14 protein-coding genes and 1 riboswitch are annotated in these 13,869 nt (G+C 69.1%); of the genes, 8 read left to right on the plus strand and 6 right to left on the minus strand.

Translation table 11 applies throughout. The annotated features are described in order from the left end of the window. Nucleotides 1–106: 106 nt before the first annotated feature. On the plus strand, nt 107–700 hold the full coding sequence (locus tag RHOFW104R8_RS02225) for a malonic semialdehyde reductase (RefSeq protein ID WP_068092101.1): 594 nt from the start codon (nt 107–109) through the stop codon (nt 698–700). A 49-nt stretch (nt 701–749) separates the two neighbouring features. Continuing rightward, nucleotides 750–1,343 carry a YceI family protein gene (locus tag RHOFW104R8_RS02230; protein ID WP_068092100.1) on the plus strand — a complete coding sequence of 198 codons (594 nt, stop codon included), beginning with the start codon at nt 750–752 and terminating at the stop codon, nt 1,341–1,343. 65 nt (nt 1,344–1,408) lie between these two features. On the opposite strand, the gene RHOFW104R8_RS02235 is transcribed toward RHOFW104R8_RS02230, so the two are convergent. Continuing rightward, complete coding sequence (locus RHOFW104R8_RS02235) at nt 1,409–2,617, minus strand: Yip1 family protein (RefSeq protein WP_068092094.1); 1,209 nt, start codon at nt 2,615–2,617, stop codon at nt 1,409–1,411. Nucleotides 2,618–2,819: 202 nt separating this feature from the next. Here RHOFW104R8_RS02235 and RHOFW104R8_RS02240 point away from each other — a divergent pair, with 202 nt between their 5' ends. The 4 genes from RHOFW104R8_RS02240 to RHOFW104R8_RS02255 all read left to right on the plus strand — a co-directional run bounded on the left by RHOFW104R8_RS02240 (nt 2,820) and on the right by RHOFW104R8_RS02255 (nt 6,349). Further along, a complete protein-coding gene (locus RHOFW104R8_RS02240) occupies nt 2,820–3,029 on the plus strand; it encodes a zinc-finger domain-containing protein (RefSeq protein ID WP_068092092.1) in 210 nt (69 codons plus the stop codon). 79 nt (nt 3,030–3,108) lie between these two features. After that, nucleotides 3,109–4,236, plus strand: a complete 1,128-nt coding sequence (locus RHOFW104R8_RS02245) for a glycosyltransferase (protein ID WP_068092087.1) — start codon at nt 3,109–3,111, stop codon at nt 4,234–4,236. 63 nt (nt 4,237–4,299) lie between these two features. Next, nucleotides 4,300–5,604 (plus strand): O-antigen ligase, encoded by a 1,305-nt coding sequence (locus RHOFW104R8_RS02250; RefSeq protein ID WP_068092084.1) that lies wholly within the window; start codon nt 4,300–4,302, stop codon nt 5,602–5,604. Further along, the gene (locus RHOFW104R8_RS02255) at nt 5,594–6,349 is read left to right on the plus strand and encodes a glycosyltransferase family 2 protein (protein WP_068092081.1); all 756 of its coding nucleotides are present in this window, start codon (nt 5,594–5,596) and stop codon (nt 6,347–6,349) included. The genes RHOFW104R8_RS02250 and RHOFW104R8_RS02255 overlap by 11 nt, the downstream gene beginning before the upstream one ends. A gap of 13 nt (nt 6,350–6,362) precedes the next feature. Here the strand turns inward: RHOFW104R8_RS02255 and RHOFW104R8_RS02260 are convergent, their stop codons facing one another. The 3 genes from RHOFW104R8_RS02260 to lpxL all read right to left on the minus strand — a co-directional run bounded on the left by RHOFW104R8_RS02260 (nt 6,363) and on the right by lpxL (nt 9,310). Next, nucleotides 6,363–7,442, minus strand: coding sequence for a glycosyltransferase family 4 protein (locus RHOFW104R8_RS02260; RefSeq protein ID WP_068092078.1), 1,080 nt, complete (start codon nt 7,440–7,442; stop codon nt 6,363–6,365). Then, complete coding sequence (locus RHOFW104R8_RS02265) at nt 7,439–8,185, minus strand: polysaccharide deacetylase family protein (RefSeq protein WP_068092075.1); 747 nt, start codon at nt 8,183–8,185, stop codon at nt 7,439–7,441. The genes RHOFW104R8_RS02260 and RHOFW104R8_RS02265 overlap by 4 nt, the downstream gene beginning before the upstream one ends. A gap of 207 nt (nt 8,186–8,392) precedes the next feature. Then, complete coding sequence (lpxL, locus tag RHOFW104R8_RS02270; protein WP_235604242.1) at nt 8,393–9,310, minus strand: LpxL/LpxP family Kdo(2)-lipid IV(A) lauroyl/palmitoleoyl acyltransferase; 918 nt, start codon at nt 9,308–9,310, stop codon at nt 8,393–8,395. A gap of 143 nt (nt 9,311–9,453) precedes the next feature. Between lpxL and waaA the strand changes: the two genes are divergently transcribed. Continuing rightward, on the plus strand, nt 9,454–10,719 hold the full coding sequence (gene waaA, locus RHOFW104R8_RS02275) for a lipid IV(A) 3-deoxy-D-manno-octulosonic acid transferase (RefSeq protein WP_068092070.1): 1,266 nt from the start codon (nt 9,454–9,456) through the stop codon (nt 10,717–10,719). Nucleotides 10,720–10,785: 66 nt separating this feature from the next. On the opposite strand, the gene RHOFW104R8_RS02280 is transcribed toward waaA, so the two are convergent. Then, nucleotides 10,786–12,087 (minus strand): TolC family outer membrane protein, encoded by a 1,302-nt coding sequence (locus tag RHOFW104R8_RS02280; protein ID WP_068092068.1) that lies wholly within the window; start codon nt 12,085–12,087, stop codon nt 10,786–10,788. 31 nt (nt 12,088–12,118) lie between these two features. Continuing rightward, complete coding sequence (locus tag RHOFW104R8_RS02285; protein WP_068092065.1) at nt 12,119–12,778, minus strand: protein-L-isoaspartate O-methyltransferase; 660 nt, start codon at nt 12,776–12,778, stop codon at nt 12,119–12,121. A gap of 262 nt (nt 12,779–13,040) precedes the next feature. On the opposite strand from RHOFW104R8_RS02285, the gene RHOFW104R8_RS02290 reads away from it, so the two are divergent. Further along, nucleotides 13,041–13,691: a TetR/AcrR family transcriptional regulator gene (locus RHOFW104R8_RS02290; RefSeq protein WP_068092062.1), complete on the plus strand. Its 651-nt coding sequence runs from the start codon at nt 13,041–13,043 to the stop codon at nt 13,689–13,691. Nucleotides 13,692–13,734: 43 nt separating this feature from the next. After that, nucleotides 13,735–13,829, plus strand: a riboswitch (TPP riboswitch). Nucleotides 13,830–13,869 lie beyond the last annotated feature (40 nt).

Here is a 13,869-nt window from a genome sequence, read left to right on the forward strand (position 1 = left end):
AAATGAGCACTCTATGTTCTGTTGGCGGCTGGACCGTTCGTTGGCTACCACTTATACACTGGCAGAACGGCGTCATCGCAGACGCGCCTTTCCACAGAGGATACCGATGAGCGAGTTGCTTTCCGAGGCCGGTCTGGACCAGTTGTTCCGCCGCGCCCGCACGTTCAACGCGTGGCTGCCGAAAGAGGTGAGCGACGAGCAGCTGCACCAGCTCTATGACCTGGCCAAGTTCGGCCCGACCAGCGCGAACTCCTCGCCGATGCGGGTGGTGTTCGTGAAGTCGCAGGCGGCGAAGGCGAAGCTGGAGCCGTTCCTGTCCGAGGGCAACCGCGCCAAGACCATGGAGGCGCCGGTGACCGCGATCGTCGCCACCGACCACGCGTTCTACGAGCAGTTGCCGAGGCTGTTCCCGCATGCCGACGCGAAGAGCTGGTTCGTCGGCAACCAGCCGCTGATCGATACCACCGCGTTCCGCAACGCCACCCTGCAGGGCGCCTACCTGCTGCTGGCGGCGCGCGCGGTCGGGCTGGACTGCGGCCCGATGTCCGGCTTCGACAACGCCGGCGTGGATGCGGCGTTCTTCGCCGGCACCGCGGTCAGGTCGAACTTCCTGATCAGCATCGGCTACGGCGACGCCAGCCGCAACCTGTTCCCGCGCAGCCCCCGCCTCGCGTTCGGCGAAGCCTGCACGATCGCCTGAAGTCCACGTCCCGTCCCCACTTTTCCCCTATTTTCCAAGGAGCCTTTTCATGCGTGCATTGAAGTATCTCGCTCTCGCCGGCCTGCTCGGCGCCGCCGTATCGGCCCAGGCCGCCCCGGTCACCTACAAGCTCGACCCGGGCCACACGATGGTGCTGTTCAGCTGGAACCATTTCGGCTATTCCAACCCCACCGCCAATTTCGGCCTGGGCGAAGGCACCCTGGTGTTCGACGAGCAGCATCCGGCCAAGTCCAGCGTGGAAGTGACCCTGCCGCTGGCCGATCTCGACACCCACGTGCCGGCGCTGGACGAGCACTTGAAGAAGCCGGATTTCCTCGATGCCGGCCAGTATCCGGTGGTGACCTTCAAGAGCACCGAGGTGCAGCCGCTGGGCGGCGACAAGTTCAAGGTCACCGGCAACCTCACCGTGCACGGCGTGACCCGGCCGGTGGTGTTGGACGCGACGCTGAACAAGGTCGGTCCGCATCCGATGACCAAGGCGCCGTCGATCGGTTTCGATGCCACCGCCAGCATCAAGCGCTCGGATTTCGGCGTCGGCGCCTACGTGCCGAACGTCAGCGACGAGATCGCTATCCGCATCACCACCGAAGCCTCGGTGCCGAAGAAAGCCGCAGCCAAGTAAGGCTTCGTGGCACAAAAAAACCGCGCCGGTGACGGCGCGGTTTTTTGTGCGCGAACGAATCCGGCTCAGTTCGATTTCACGCCGGCGTCCTTCAGCGATTCGAGCTTGGCCAGGTCGATGCTGGCCACCGCCTGTTTCAGCTGGTCGATGCCGTCGACGTTGCCGTTCGCCTTCACTGCGAAGCGTTTGCCGACCACCATGCTGTACTCGCCGTACTTCGATTGCGTGTCCCACGCCTCGTGGATCAGGTTGCCGTCGGCGCTGTAGGTCTTCTCATAGCCGTGCTCGGTCTGCTTCTCCTCCTCCGGCGCCATGGCGCTGGCCAGCGACATGAGGCCCTTGGCGCCGCCGGTGTCGGAGACCTCCAGCGTGATGTGCTGGCCGTTGCCGGCCGCGTAGTCGGCGCTGGCCTGGGAGATCTGCATGCCCATCGCGGTATTGCGCTGGGCGGACAGGCCGGTGCGCTTGAAGCTGCCCAGGCCGTCGGGCAGGAAGGCCTTGATCTGCTCGGGCGCCAGCGCCTCGACGCTGCCGCCGCCGGATTTCTGCGCTGCTTCCGTCTCCTTGCCGGCCTGCTCGGCGCGCTGGCCCATCGCGGCGAGCTTGCCCAGTGCGCTGTTGCCGTCGATGGTGACGCTGTCGCCGTTGCTGCCGGTGACGTGCATGCCGCCCATCGCGGCGCCGGTCATCGCGGCGGTGCCGATCACGCCGACGACGATGGCGCCGACGATCCAGCTCAGCACGATGGCGATGATCACGCTGACCGCGGTGTAGCCGCCGGCCTTGTCCGGCGGGCACTTCATGGTGTGCGGCAGGCCCAGGTACAGCAGGTAGATGGCGTAGACCGCGCCGGCGATCGCGATCAGCCAGCCCAGCCACGGCACGATCACCGCGATGCCGGCGACCCAGCTGGCGGTCCACGAGTAGGCCACGGTCTTCAGCGCCTGGGTCATGTCCTTCTGGCCGCCGAAGGTGGGCGCCAGCGCGTTGATGATCAGCGCCACCACGTAGACGATCACCAGTGCCAGCACGTAGTGCAGCACCATGCCCACGATGCCCATGCCGATCGGCGTGCGCACGGTGATGCCGAACACACCGGCGCCGATCAGGCTGCCCTTGATGAAGTGGGCGATGATCGGCAGGGCGGCGACGATCGCGATGTAGCCGGTGTAGAGGCCGTTCACCGAGGTCGTCTCGGCGGCGACCACGGGCCACTCCGTCTTCGGCGTGGTCAGGATGGCCTTGATTCGCTCGATGATCTTTCCGAAATCCATGGTCAGCTCCCTAAGCTCGTGTCGGTGGGCCCGGCGCAGCGCGGCGGACCGAGGCTGCTGTGCTCGCTTCGTGACGATCGTTGCGGCAGCCGGCGGTGGTTTTCCGCCACGGCTGCATCCCCGCTTTCCCCGTATCTGTCCCCCGACAGAAGGCCGCAGCCTGCTACCATTTGCGGCCTGCTGTCCAGTCCGGAGCCCTCCGATGTTATCCCCGCATTCCCCGACGGCGCCGCTGGTGCCGGCAAATGCCGAAAATCGTTACGAAGTGACGCGCGCGGACCTGCCGCTGTCCTGTCCGATGCCCGGCATGGCGCTGTGGAATTCGCACCCGAAGGTATACTTGCCGATCGTCGATGACGGTGGCGAGTCAGTCTGCGCCTACTGCGGCGCGCGCTACGTGCTGCGCGACTGATTTACCGGCCGGTCCCCAAGCTGCTGGCGGCACTGTTTTTGCATGTCTCCAGGGAATGAAGGCATCCAGCCCCGAACTCATGTCCAGCATCGCCGTGCCTGCCAAGCTGCTGACGGTGGTCCAACTGATCCCTGCGCTGGACTCCGGCGGCGCGGAGCGCTCGGCGCTGGAGATCGCGCGGGCGCTGGTGCAGGCCGGCCACCGTTCGGTGGTGATCTCCGCCGGAGGGCGCTTGGTCGAGCAGCTGCAGGCCGAGGGTAGCGAACATGTCACGCTGGATCTGGGCCGCAAGTCGCTGTTCACGCTGGCGCGGCTCGGCGCGCTGCGGCGGGTGCTGCGCGCGCTGAAGCCGGACATCGTGCATGCCCGTTCGCGGCTGCCGGCCTGGATGGGCTGGTGGGCGCTGAAAGGCATGACGCCGCGGCCGCATTTCGTCACCACCGTGCACGGGCTCAATTCGCCGGGCCGCTACAGCGCGATCCTGCTGCGCGGCGAGCGCGTGGTGGCGGTCTCGCAGACCTTGCGCGACTACGTGCTGAGCCATTACCGCTGGCTGGAGCCGGGACGGGTGCGGGTGATCCCGCGCGGCATCGACCCGCAGGCGTTTCCCTACGGACATCGGCCGGACGAGGCCTGGCGCAAGGCGTTCTTCGCCGAATTCCCCGTGCTCGCCGAAGCGCCGCTGCTGACCTTGCCGGGGCGCGGCACGCGGCTGAAGGGCCATCATGACGCGATCGAGCTGCTGGTCGACCTCAAGCGCCGCGGCATCGAGGCGCGGCTGCTGCTGCTGGGCGTGATCGAGCCCGGGCGCGAGGCCTATGTGGCCGAGCTGCGGGAGCTGATCCAGCTGCGCGGAATGGCCGCGCAGGTGGTGATGACGCCGCCGCGTCGCGACGTGCGCGACATCTACGCGGTCTCGGCGCTGGTGCTGCAGCTGTCGAACCGGCCCGAGTCGTTCGGGCGCACGGTGATCGAGGCGTTGTCGCTGTGCCGGCCGGTGCTTGGCTACGCGCACGGCGGCGTCGGCGAATTGCTGGCCGAACTGTACCCGGCCGGCCGGGTGCCGCCGGGCGACCGCGAGCGGCTGGTGGAGCGGGCCGCCGAACTGCTGCGGGTAGCGCCGCCGATCTCGCCGCTGCAGAGCTACCGCCTGAGCGACATGCAGCAGGCCACGCTGGCCCTGTACGACGAGGTGGCCGCCGGCTGAGGCGGCAGCAGGCGCGCCTCCCGCTCGCCTACAATGCGTGACCGTCTCCGTTCCGGTCCGCGCATGAATGCCTTCGCCACCTCGCTCAAGGACGCGCTGCGTTCCCCGTTGCTGCCGTTCTGGCTGGTGATCGCGCTGCTGCCGTTCGGGCGCAGCTCCGAACTGGGCACCGTGCTGTGCCTGCTCGGCGTGATCATGCTGTTCGTGCGCGATCCGCAGGCACTGCGCGGGCATCCGGGGGCGCGCCTGCTGCTGTGGCTGCTGGCCGCCTATATGGGCGCGGCGCTGCTGTCCGCTGTCGACGCAATCCGGCCGGGCAAGAGCTGGGGCACGGTGGCCGCGTTGCTGCGCTACGTGCCGCTGGGGCTGTACGCCTGCTTTGCGATCCGCCGCGAGCAGAAGCTGCAGACGCTGTACGTGGCGGTGGCGTGGGTGCTGGCGCTGTGGTGCGCCGATGCATGGCTGCAGGCGCTGACCGGCTGGAGCCTGGGCGGGCACGCCGAGGCGGAGCGCGTTTCCGGCATTTTCGGCGCCGACAACCTCAAGCTCGGCCCGACCCTGGCGGTGCTGTCGCCGTTCGCGCTGTGGGCGGCGCGGCGGCGCTGGGGATTGCCGGGCCTGCTGCTCGCCTTCGTGCTGGTGCTCGGGCCGGTGCTGCTGGCCGGCTCGCGCGCGGCGTGGCTGTGCTACGCGCTGGTGGCGCTGGGCTTTGCCTGGCGCGAGGCGAGGTCGCCGCTGCGCTTCGCCGGGTTCTGCGCGGTCGCGGCGGTGTTGCTGGCGCTGGCCGGCGGCGTTGCCTGGAAGGCTTCCGCGCGCTTCCACGACCGCATGGAGCGCACGCTGCTGGTGCTGCATGGCACCGACCAGTCGCTCGACACGGCGCTGAGCGGTCGGCTCGATATCTGGCACGCGAGCCTCGGCATGTTCATGGCGCACCCGGTCAACGGCGTCGGTGTGCGCGGTTTCCGCTACGCCTACCCGCAGTACGCGCCGGCGAACGATCATTTCGTGGTCACCGGCGAGGCCTGCGGCGTGGGCGAAGGCGCCTGCCATGCGCACCAGCTGGTGCTGGAGATCCTCACCGAGACCGGCACGCTCGGCCTCGTGCTGTGGCTGGCCGCGCTGGTGCTGGCCTGGCGTGCGTGGCGCCGGATCGGCGCGGCGGCGCGCGAGCGGGCGTTTCCCGCCACGCTGGCGCTGGGCGTGATGCTGTTCCCGCTGAACACCCACTTGGCGTTCTATTCGGCATGGTGGGGGCTGCTGTTCGCCTGGTTGCTGGGCCTGTGGTGCGCGGCTTTGTATGTGGCCGGCCTCCCTGCCGGACTCTTCGAAGAAGCGCCTCCTCGGGAGAGTCACGATGGAGCGTGAACCGCTGTCGGTGGTGGTGACCACGTTCAACAGTGCCGGCACGCTCGACGCCTGCCTGCGCAGCGTGGCCTGGGCCGACGAGATCGTGGTGCTGGATTCGGGCTCGACCGACGCCACCGCGGCGATCGCCGCGCACCACGGCGCGCGCGTCCACGCCCAGCCGTTCGCCGGCTACAGCGCGCAGAAGCAGGCGGCGATCGACCTGGCCAGCCATCGCTGGGTGCTGCTGCTGGATTCCGACGAGTCGCTGGAGGCGGACGCCGCCGCGCCGCTGCAGCAGGTGCTGCGGGCGCCGGCGCAGGCGGGCTACCAGCTGTGGCGGCGCGAGTGGCAGTTCTGGCGCTGGCAGTCGCGGCGCGGCCGGCTCAACCACTACGTGCGCCTGTTCGACCGGCAGCGCGCGCGGATGAGCGGCCACGAGGTGCACGAGTCGGTGCTGGTGGATGGCCCGGTGGGCGTGCTCGACGTGGTCATCGACCACTACGGCGAGCCCGACATCGCCGGCCGCGTGGCCAAGGCGAACCGCTACTCCAGCCTGCAGCTGGCCGACCTGGCGCCGCGCCGGACGAGCTGGCTGCGGCTGCGCATAGTGGCGTATCCGACCGTGGCGTTCCTGCGCTACTACGTGCTGCGCGGGCACTGGCGCTCCGGCTGGGCCGGTTTCATCGCGGCGCGCATCCACGCGTTCTACGCGTTCCTGAAGTACGCGAAGCTGTACGAGCAGCGGCGCCGGCAGCAGGGCTGAACCGGCGCGCGGATCAGCGGTCGGTGGTCAGGATCCGCACGAACTCGTCGGCGATCACGCCGGTGCTGAAATGGGCCTGCACGAAGGCGTGCGCGGCCACGCCCATCGGCAGGCGCACCGACGGGTCGCACAGGGCGAGGATGGCATCCCGCCATGCGGCGACGTCGCCCGGCGGCAGCAGCAGGCCGCTCACGCCCGCGTCCAGCGTCTCCGGAATCCCGCCGATGTCGCTGCCCAGCACCGGCACGCCGGCGGCCTGCGCCTCGATCGAGACGCGGCCGAAGGTTTCCGTCGCGATCGACGGGAAGGCCAGCATGGACATCACGCTGTAATAGGGATGGACGTCGGGGAGCCAGCCCAGGAAGTGGTGCCGCGCCGCCAGCGGATGGGCGGCGGCGCGGTCGCGCAGCGCCTGCGCATCCGGGCCGTCGCCCAGCCACAGGCAGTGCAGCCGCGGCTGTTCCGCCATGGCCGCGCTGGCGGCCTCGAACAGCGGGAAGATGCCCTTGCCGTTGTGCATGCGGCCGCTGTAGCCGAGCACGATCGCCTCGTCATCCAGGCCGAGCGAACGCAGGATCTCGCCGCGCCGCTGCGGATCGGGCCGGCACAGTTCCATGTTCACCGGGTTGTACAGCACCTGCACCAGCCGGCCCGGGATGCCGCGGTCGAGATAGGCCTGGCGGGCATGGCGGGAGACGGCCAGGAAGCGTTGCGCGAGGCGCGGGACCAGCCAGGCCGACAGGCGCTTCATCGGCGGCGTGCGGTGCCGGAACAGTGCGACCGGCACGCGCAGCAGCCGCCCGGCCAGGATCAGCGGCCAGTACTCCTTGCCGAAATTGCCGACCAGCCAGTCGGGGCCGAGCTGCCGCGCCGCCGCGAACACGGCGGCATAGCCGCGCAGGTCGAACACGTTGCGGAACTTCGCCCGGGTCAGGCGCACACGGGAGGTCGACAGTCCCTGGCAGATCAGGCCGTCCGGGTAGGCCACCACGCCGACGTCGTGTCCGGCCTCGGCCATGGCCTGCACCAGCGCGACGAAATGGCTGGCGGCGCCGGTGTTTTCCGGATTGGTGCCGACGAAGAGCAGTTTCACGCGCGCCGATCCTCGTAGCCGGTGAGGGTCCGCATGGCGAACTGTGGCAGCAGGTGATGGCGCGCGATCTGGATCCGCGGCAGTTGCCACAGGTCCATGCCGGCGCGCGCCCGGCCGCGCCGGGTCGTGGTGGCCGCGGCGTAGCCGGCCTCGCGCGCCACGCCGGCCACGCGGTCGTCGGCGTCGCCGTACGGGTAGCAGAATTGCGTGACGGGTGCGCCGAGGCGGTCTTCCAGCGTTGCCCTGCAGCCGTGGATTTCGTCGTGCAGCTGCGCGTCGCTGCATTGCGTCAGCCGGGGGTGGCTCTGGGTGTGCGCGCCGACCTCCATCCCGCCGCGATGCCACTCGCGCAGCTGCTCCGTCGACATCAACGGCTTGCGCAGGCCCAGCCGCTCGGCGTCCCACTGGTTGTACCGGCCGATGCTGCCGCTGACGACGTAGCAGGTGGCGCTGAAGCCATGACGCTGCAGGATCGGCAGCGCGGCGTCCAGGTTGTCCGCGTAGCCGTCGTCGAGAGTGATGACGACGATGCGGCCGGTACGCTCGCCACGCAGGTAGGGCATCGCGGCGCACATCGACAGGCCGGTATAGCCGAGCCGGCGCAGCAGCCACATCTGCCGCGCGAACGCGGCCGGGCCGACGAACAGGCTGCGGTACACCTTCAGGTCGCGCGGCGCCTGCGCGATGTTGTGATACATGAGGATCGGCAGGGCATGCGTTCCCTGCGACCTGACCTGGCCCATGCCGACTCCTCCGCCGACGGTGTGATGAAGAGACGGCCATGATACGCAACGCCACGCCACGCCGCCCGCGCGGCTTGCCGGGCGGGCGGCGTGAGTTTCCTGCACGAAGCCGGCACCCGGCGCGAGGGCGGTTCGACATGGTCGCGCCCGGTCGCGGAAGCGGCGCCATTTCAGCCGGCCAGGCTTTCGCCCAGCTGTCGGGCTGAGTCAGTAGACCACGGTTGCGCCGGCGGGCCGGGTCTTGAAGCGCTTGTGCACCCACAGGTACTGCTCGGGCGCCTCGCGCACCATCTGCTCGATGCAGACGTTGATGCGGGCGGTATCGGCCAGCACGTCGGTGCCGGGAAAGCCGTCCAGCGGCGCGCCGAGGCGCAGCGCGTAGCCTTCGCCGCCCGGCAGGCGGCGGTGGAAGAACGGGACCACCAGCGCGCCGGACATCCGCGCCAGGTGGTGGGTGGCGGTGATGGTGGCGGCCGGCACGCCGAAGAACGGCACGAACACGCTGTCCTTGCTGCGCATGTCCTGGTCCGGCGCATACCACAGCGTGCCGCCGCCGCGCAGGTATTTCACGGTGCCGCGGATGTCGTCCTTCTCGAACATCGCGTCGGCGTAGTCCAGCCGCGCGCGCAGCACCGCCCACTCGAACACGGCCGAGTCCATCCGCCGGTACATGCCGGCGATGCGGATGCGCTGCGAAACCAGCCGCGCGCACAGCTCCAGGTGCGAGAAGTGCCCGCCCACCAGCAGCACGCCCTTGCCCTGCGCGCGCGCCGCCTCGAGGTGTTCCAGCCCCTCGATGCGGGTGGGGATGGCGGCCATGCGGCGGTCGCTGCCCATCCAGCCCAGCGCGAACTCCACCAGCATCAGGCCGATGTCGCGCAGGTTCGCCTCGACCAGTGCCGCCTGTGCCGCGTCATCGAGTTCGGGGAAGCACAGCGCGATGTTCGCCGCGGCGATATGCCGTCGTTCGGAAGGGATCCGTGGCACCAGTGTGCCGAGCCGGCGCCCCAGCCACATCAGCGCGCGCTGCGGCAGCCGCGCGATCAGCCAGATCGCGGCCACGCCCAGCCAGGCCGGCCAGTGGCGCGGCGCGAGCAGCGAGCGGGTGAAGGTGGGGCGGGGCATGCCGGGCATCGTGCGCATTGTAGTGGACGCGGGAACCGGCAACGGGCAGCGGGGCGACAGCGTGCCGCAGGCCTCGATCGCGGTTCCCGGTTCCCGGTTCCCGGCTCTCGTATACTGCCGCGCTGGACTGACGGGCCGTGACGTTGCGCTATCTCTATACCCTCGCGATGTTCCTGGTGACGCCGCTGCTGGTGCTGCGGCTGCTGGCGCGCGGGGTGCGTTCGCGGCCCTATCACCGGCGCTGGCCGGAGCGCTTCGGCTTCTTCGACCCGCCCGGCTTCAGCGGCAGCCTGTGGGTGCACGCGGTATCGGTGGGCGAGGTGAATGCGGCCGAGCCGCTGATCAAGGCGCTGCGCCGCGATTACCCGAACGCGCCGCTGGTGGTCACCACGGTCACGCCGACCGGCACCGCACGCGTGCACCAGCTGTTCGGCGACAGCGTGTTCCACGTCTATCTGCCGTACGACCTGCCGTATTCGGTGAGCCGCTTCCTGAAGAAGATCCGGCCGCGGCTGGCGCTGATCGTGGAAACCGAGATCTGGCCGAACCTGTACTTCGCCTGCCGCCGGCGCGGCATCCCGCTGATGATCGTCAATGCGCGGCTGTCCGAACGCTCGCTGCGCGGCTATGCGCCGCTGCGCGGGCTGGCGCGCTCGGCGTTGCGCTGCGTGCGGCTGATCGCGGCGCAGTCGCGCACCGACGCCGCGCGCTACCGGCTGCTCGGCGCCGACCCGGAGCAGGTGCTGGTCACCGGCAACATGAAGTTCGACATGCCGATCCCGGACGGCGCGGTGGCCGTGGGCACGGAGATGCGCGAGCACTGGGGCCGGCGGCGACCGGTATGGATGGCGGCCAGCACGCACGAGGGCGAGGAACTGGCGGCGCTGGAGGCGCACCTGCAGGTGCTGAAGCGGCTGCCGGACGCGCTGCTGTTGCTGGCGCCGCGCCATCCGGAACGCTTCAAGCTGGTCGAGAACACGGTGCGCAGCCTGGGTTTCGCGATCGCCACGCGCAGTGGCGAAGGCGTGCCGTCGGTCTCGCACCAGGTGTTCGTGATCGATGCGATGGGACAGCTGATGCCGTTCTTCGCGGCATCCGACGTCGCCTTCGTCGGCGGCAGCCTGGTGCCGATCGGCGGCCACAACGTGCTGGAGCCGGCGGCCCTGTCGGTGCCGGTGCTGGTGGGACCGCACACGTTCAACTTCGAGGAGATCACCCGCAGCCTGATCGAGCACGGCGGCGCCGAGCGCGTGGCGGATGCCGGGCGGCTGGGGTCCAGTGTGCTGACGTTGTTGCGCGACACCGCCAGGCGCGAGCGGATGGGGCAGGCGGCGCAGCAGGTGTTCCAGCGCGAGCGCGGCGCGGTGCAGCGGGTGATGCGGCTGATCGACGCGCTGCTGCAGGAATGATCACGCGCCAGACGGCAAAACGGCCGGGGCGAGCCCGGCCGTCCGGCGCGTGCGCGGCGCGGCGGCTTACTGCAGCAGCGCGTTGATGGCCTCGATGTCCTTCAGGTCGGCGGTGCCGGCGGTCTGCTTCAGCAGCAGCTTGTTCAGGATGAACCGGTGGCGGGCCTGCGAGTAGTTGCTCTCCGAGGAGGTCAGGGTCTGGATCGCCAGCAGCACGTTGGTCATGGTCTGGGTGCCCACCTCGAAGCCCGCGCGGGTCGCCTCGAGCGCCTTGCGGCCGGATTCCACCGAGGCCTTCGCCGATTCCACCTGGGCGATGCCGGCGATCACCGAGCGGTAATAGTTGAGCGTGTCGCGCACGATCTGGCGGCGCTGCGCCTCCATCGCGTCGGTGGCGGCATCGCGCTGGTAGATCGACTGGCGCACGCGCGACTGGGTCGCGCCGCCGGAGAAGATCGGCACGTTGAGGGTCAGCCCGATCGTGGTCGAGGACGGATCGTGGTAGCGCGCCGAAGCATTGGTGTCGGACCAGCCGGCATCCTTGCCGTAGGTGACGCCGGCGGTGATCGTGGGCAGATGGCCGGCGCGCGCGGCGCTGATGTTGTGTTCGGCCGTCTGCACGTTGTTCTTCTGTGCGAGCAGGTTCGGGTTGGTCTGCAGCGCCTGCTTCACCCAGCTGTCCTGGTCGGCCGGCGCCGGCGGCTGCATCGGCAGGTCATCGCGCAGTTTCTTCAGGTCGCCGGTGGGCTTGCCGGTGATCTGGGCAAGCGCCTCGCGGGCGTCGTTCAACGCGTTCTGCGCGACGATGGTCTGCGACTTGGCCGCCTCGTAGTAGGCCTTGGCCTGGTAGACGTCGGTGACCGCCGAGAGGCCGACCTTGAAGCGCTGGTCGGACTGTTCGTACTGCTGCCGGAACGCATCCTCGTTGGCCTTGGCGTAGGTCAGTTCGTCCTCGCTGGTCAGCACGCCGAAGTAGGCGGAGGCGACGCGCACGTACAACTCCTGCGCCGCGGCCTGGTACAGCTCGTTCTGTGCGTCCGACGCCGAGTGCGCGGCCTTGAGGTTGGCGTACTTGCTGAAGTCGAGCACGGTCTGGCTGAGCGTGCCCTTGAGCGAGCGCGAGCGGGCATGGCCGATCAGGTTGCCGCCGTCGGTCTGGTTCAGGCTCAGGCTGGCGTTGACCTGCGGCAGCAGCAGCGCGCGCGCCTGGTCCACCCCTTCGCCGGTAGCCAGCCGGGAGGCATCGGCCTGCGACAGCACCGGGTCGCTGGCGCGCGCCTCGCGGTAGGCATCGAGCAGATCCTCGCCGTGGCTGGGCAGCGAGATGGCGGCCAGGGCCAGTGCAAGGGTAAGCAGCTTCAAGCGCATGGAATGCCTCGTGGGGATGGTTCGGGAGAAGTCAGAACACGAACCGTCGCGGCGGCTCGGCGTGGGTCAGGTAGGGGAGGTCGGTTTCGAACAGGGTTTCTTCGCGGCAGCGGCCGGCGCCCTCGTGGGTCAGCAAGGTGGCCTGCTGCGCCGGCGACTCGCCGCGGATGACCAGCGCGCGGGCACCGGGCTTGAGCCAGGCCAGCCAGCGTGGCGGGATCGCGTATACCGCACCGGTCACCACCAGCGCGTCGAACAGACCGTCGGGTTGCCATTCGTTGACCGCCTCGCCGGTGGCCAGGCTGGCGTTGGCGATGCCCGCATCCTGCAGGCGCCGGGTGGCGGCAGCGGTGAAATCGGCATGGATGTCGACGCTGCTCACCCGGGCCGACAGGCTGGCCAGGCAGGCGGTGAGGAAGCCCGAGCCGGTGCCGATTTCCAGCACGCTGTCGGTGGGCAGCAATTCCAGCGCCTGCAGCACGCGGCCCTCCACCACCGGCTTCATCATCACCTCGCCGTGGCCCAGCGGCAGGCACAGGTCGGCGAAGGCAAGCTGGCGGTGCTCGGCAGCAACGAAATTTTCGCGGCGCACGCGGCCGAGCACGTCCAGCACGCGGCCGTCCAGTACTTCCCACGGGCGCACCTGGTTTTCCACCATGTTCAGCCGCGCCTGCTCGATATTCATCGCCATCTGCTCGTGTCCCGTACGGATCGAAAAAGGTCAAAAAGGATAAGCGCTGGCGCCCGGCCCTACAATGACACCTTCGACGCGGCAAGCCTGCCGGTTGCCGGCGGGCCTACGAAGTGCCGGAAGTCATCGCGATGGGCCGATGCCGTCACCCGGTGCGGGCACGGGCGCGACAGGCATCGGGACATGGGATGGCGCTCTTCTGGAAAATAATTGAACCGATGCGTATAATAAAGCTTGGACATCCGTTTGTGAAGGTGGAGGCATGAGCAGCAGCACGCAAATCAAATCCCAGGGGCCCGGTCGCCCCAAGGACATGGAGAAGCGTGCGGCGATCCTGGCGGCGGCCAAGGCGCTGTTCATCCGCAACGCCTTTGCCGGCACCAGCATGGATGCGATCGCCGCCGATGCAGGCGTGTCCAAGCTCACCGTGTACAGCCACTTCGGCGACAAGGACAACCTGTTCCGCGAAGTGATCCGTTCGCGCATCCAGGACCTGCTGCCGGAGGAGACCTACTCCTTCGATCCGAAGACCGACATCCGTGAAGTGCTGATGCGGGTGGCGCTGACCCATGCCCACCTGGACTGCAACGCCGAGACCGTGGGCACGTTCCGCGCCATCCTCAGCGATTGCCGGCAGGGCAACCCTCGCTACGGCAAGCTGATGTGGGAGGAAGGCGCGACGCGGACGCATGGCCTGATGGAACGCCTGCTGCAGCAGGCGGTTGACGCCGGCCGGCTGGACATCGACGACGTGCCGCGCGCCAGCGTGCAGTTCCTGACCCTGATCAAGGGCAACCTGATGATGCGCCAGATGTTCGGTTGCACCGGCTGCACCGACAACTACGTCGAGGAAATCGAGGCGACGGCACGCGCCGGCGTCGAGACGTTCCTGCGCGCCTACCTGCCGCGTTGAGCGGCGCTCGCCTGCAACCCCTGCTTCGTGCTTGAATGGTGCTGTTCTGAAGCGGGGGTGCCGACCACGGTCGGCTGAGAGAGTCCCTTCGAACCTGATCCGGCTAGTACCGGTGTAGGGAGCTTCGTCGCACGACATCCGCCCTCGTGCGTCCGGCACCGCCGCTTTGTTGCTCATG

It is taken from the genome of Rhodanobacter sp. FW104-R8 (assembly GCF_001617365.1).
Classification (GTDB): Bacteria; Pseudomonadota; Gammaproteobacteria; order Xanthomonadales; family Rhodanobacteraceae; genus Rhodanobacter.

Coding starts and splice junctions, on each gene's coding strand:
- RHOFW104R8_RS02225 (WP_068092101.1), top strand. CDS start 107: ATGAGCGAGTTGCTTTCCGAGGCCGGTCTGGACCAGTTGTTCCGCCGC.
- RHOFW104R8_RS02230 (WP_068092100.1), top strand. CDS start 750: ATGCGTGCATTGAAGTATCTCGCTCTCGCCGGCCTGCTCGGCGCCGCC.
- RHOFW104R8_RS02235 (WP_068092094.1), bottom strand. CDS start 2,617: ATGGATTTCGGAAAGATCATCGAGCGAATCAAGGCCATCCTGACCACG.
- RHOFW104R8_RS02240 (WP_068092092.1), top strand. CDS start 2,820: ATGTTATCCCCGCATTCCCCGACGGCGCCGCTGGTGCCGGCAAATGCC.
- RHOFW104R8_RS02245 (WP_068092087.1), top strand. CDS start 3,109: ATGTCCAGCATCGCCGTGCCTGCCAAGCTGCTGACGGTGGTCCAACTG.
- RHOFW104R8_RS02250 (WP_068092084.1), top strand. CDS start 4,300: ATGAATGCCTTCGCCACCTCGCTCAAGGACGCGCTGCGTTCCCCGTTG.
- RHOFW104R8_RS02255 (WP_068092081.1), top strand. CDS start 5,594: ATGGAGCGTGAACCGCTGTCGGTGGTGGTGACCACGTTCAACAGTGCC.
- RHOFW104R8_RS02265 (WP_068092075.1), bottom strand. CDS start 8,185: ATGGGCCAGGTCAGGTCGCAGGGAACGCATGCCCTGCCGATCCTCATG.
- lpxL (WP_235604242.1), bottom strand. CDS start 9,310: ATGCCCCGCCCCACCTTCACCCGCTCGCTGCTCGCGCCGCGCCACTGG.
- RHOFW104R8_RS02280 (WP_068092068.1), bottom strand. CDS start 12,087: ATGCGCTTGAAGCTGCTTACCCTTGCACTGGCCCTGGCCGCCATCTCG.
- RHOFW104R8_RS02285 (WP_068092065.1), bottom strand. CDS start 12,778: ATGGCGATGAATATCGAGCAGGCGCGGCTGAACATGGTGGAAAACCAG.
- RHOFW104R8_RS02290 (WP_068092062.1), top strand. CDS start 13,041: ATGAGCAGCAGCACGCAAATCAAATCCCAGGGGCCCGGTCGCCCCAAG.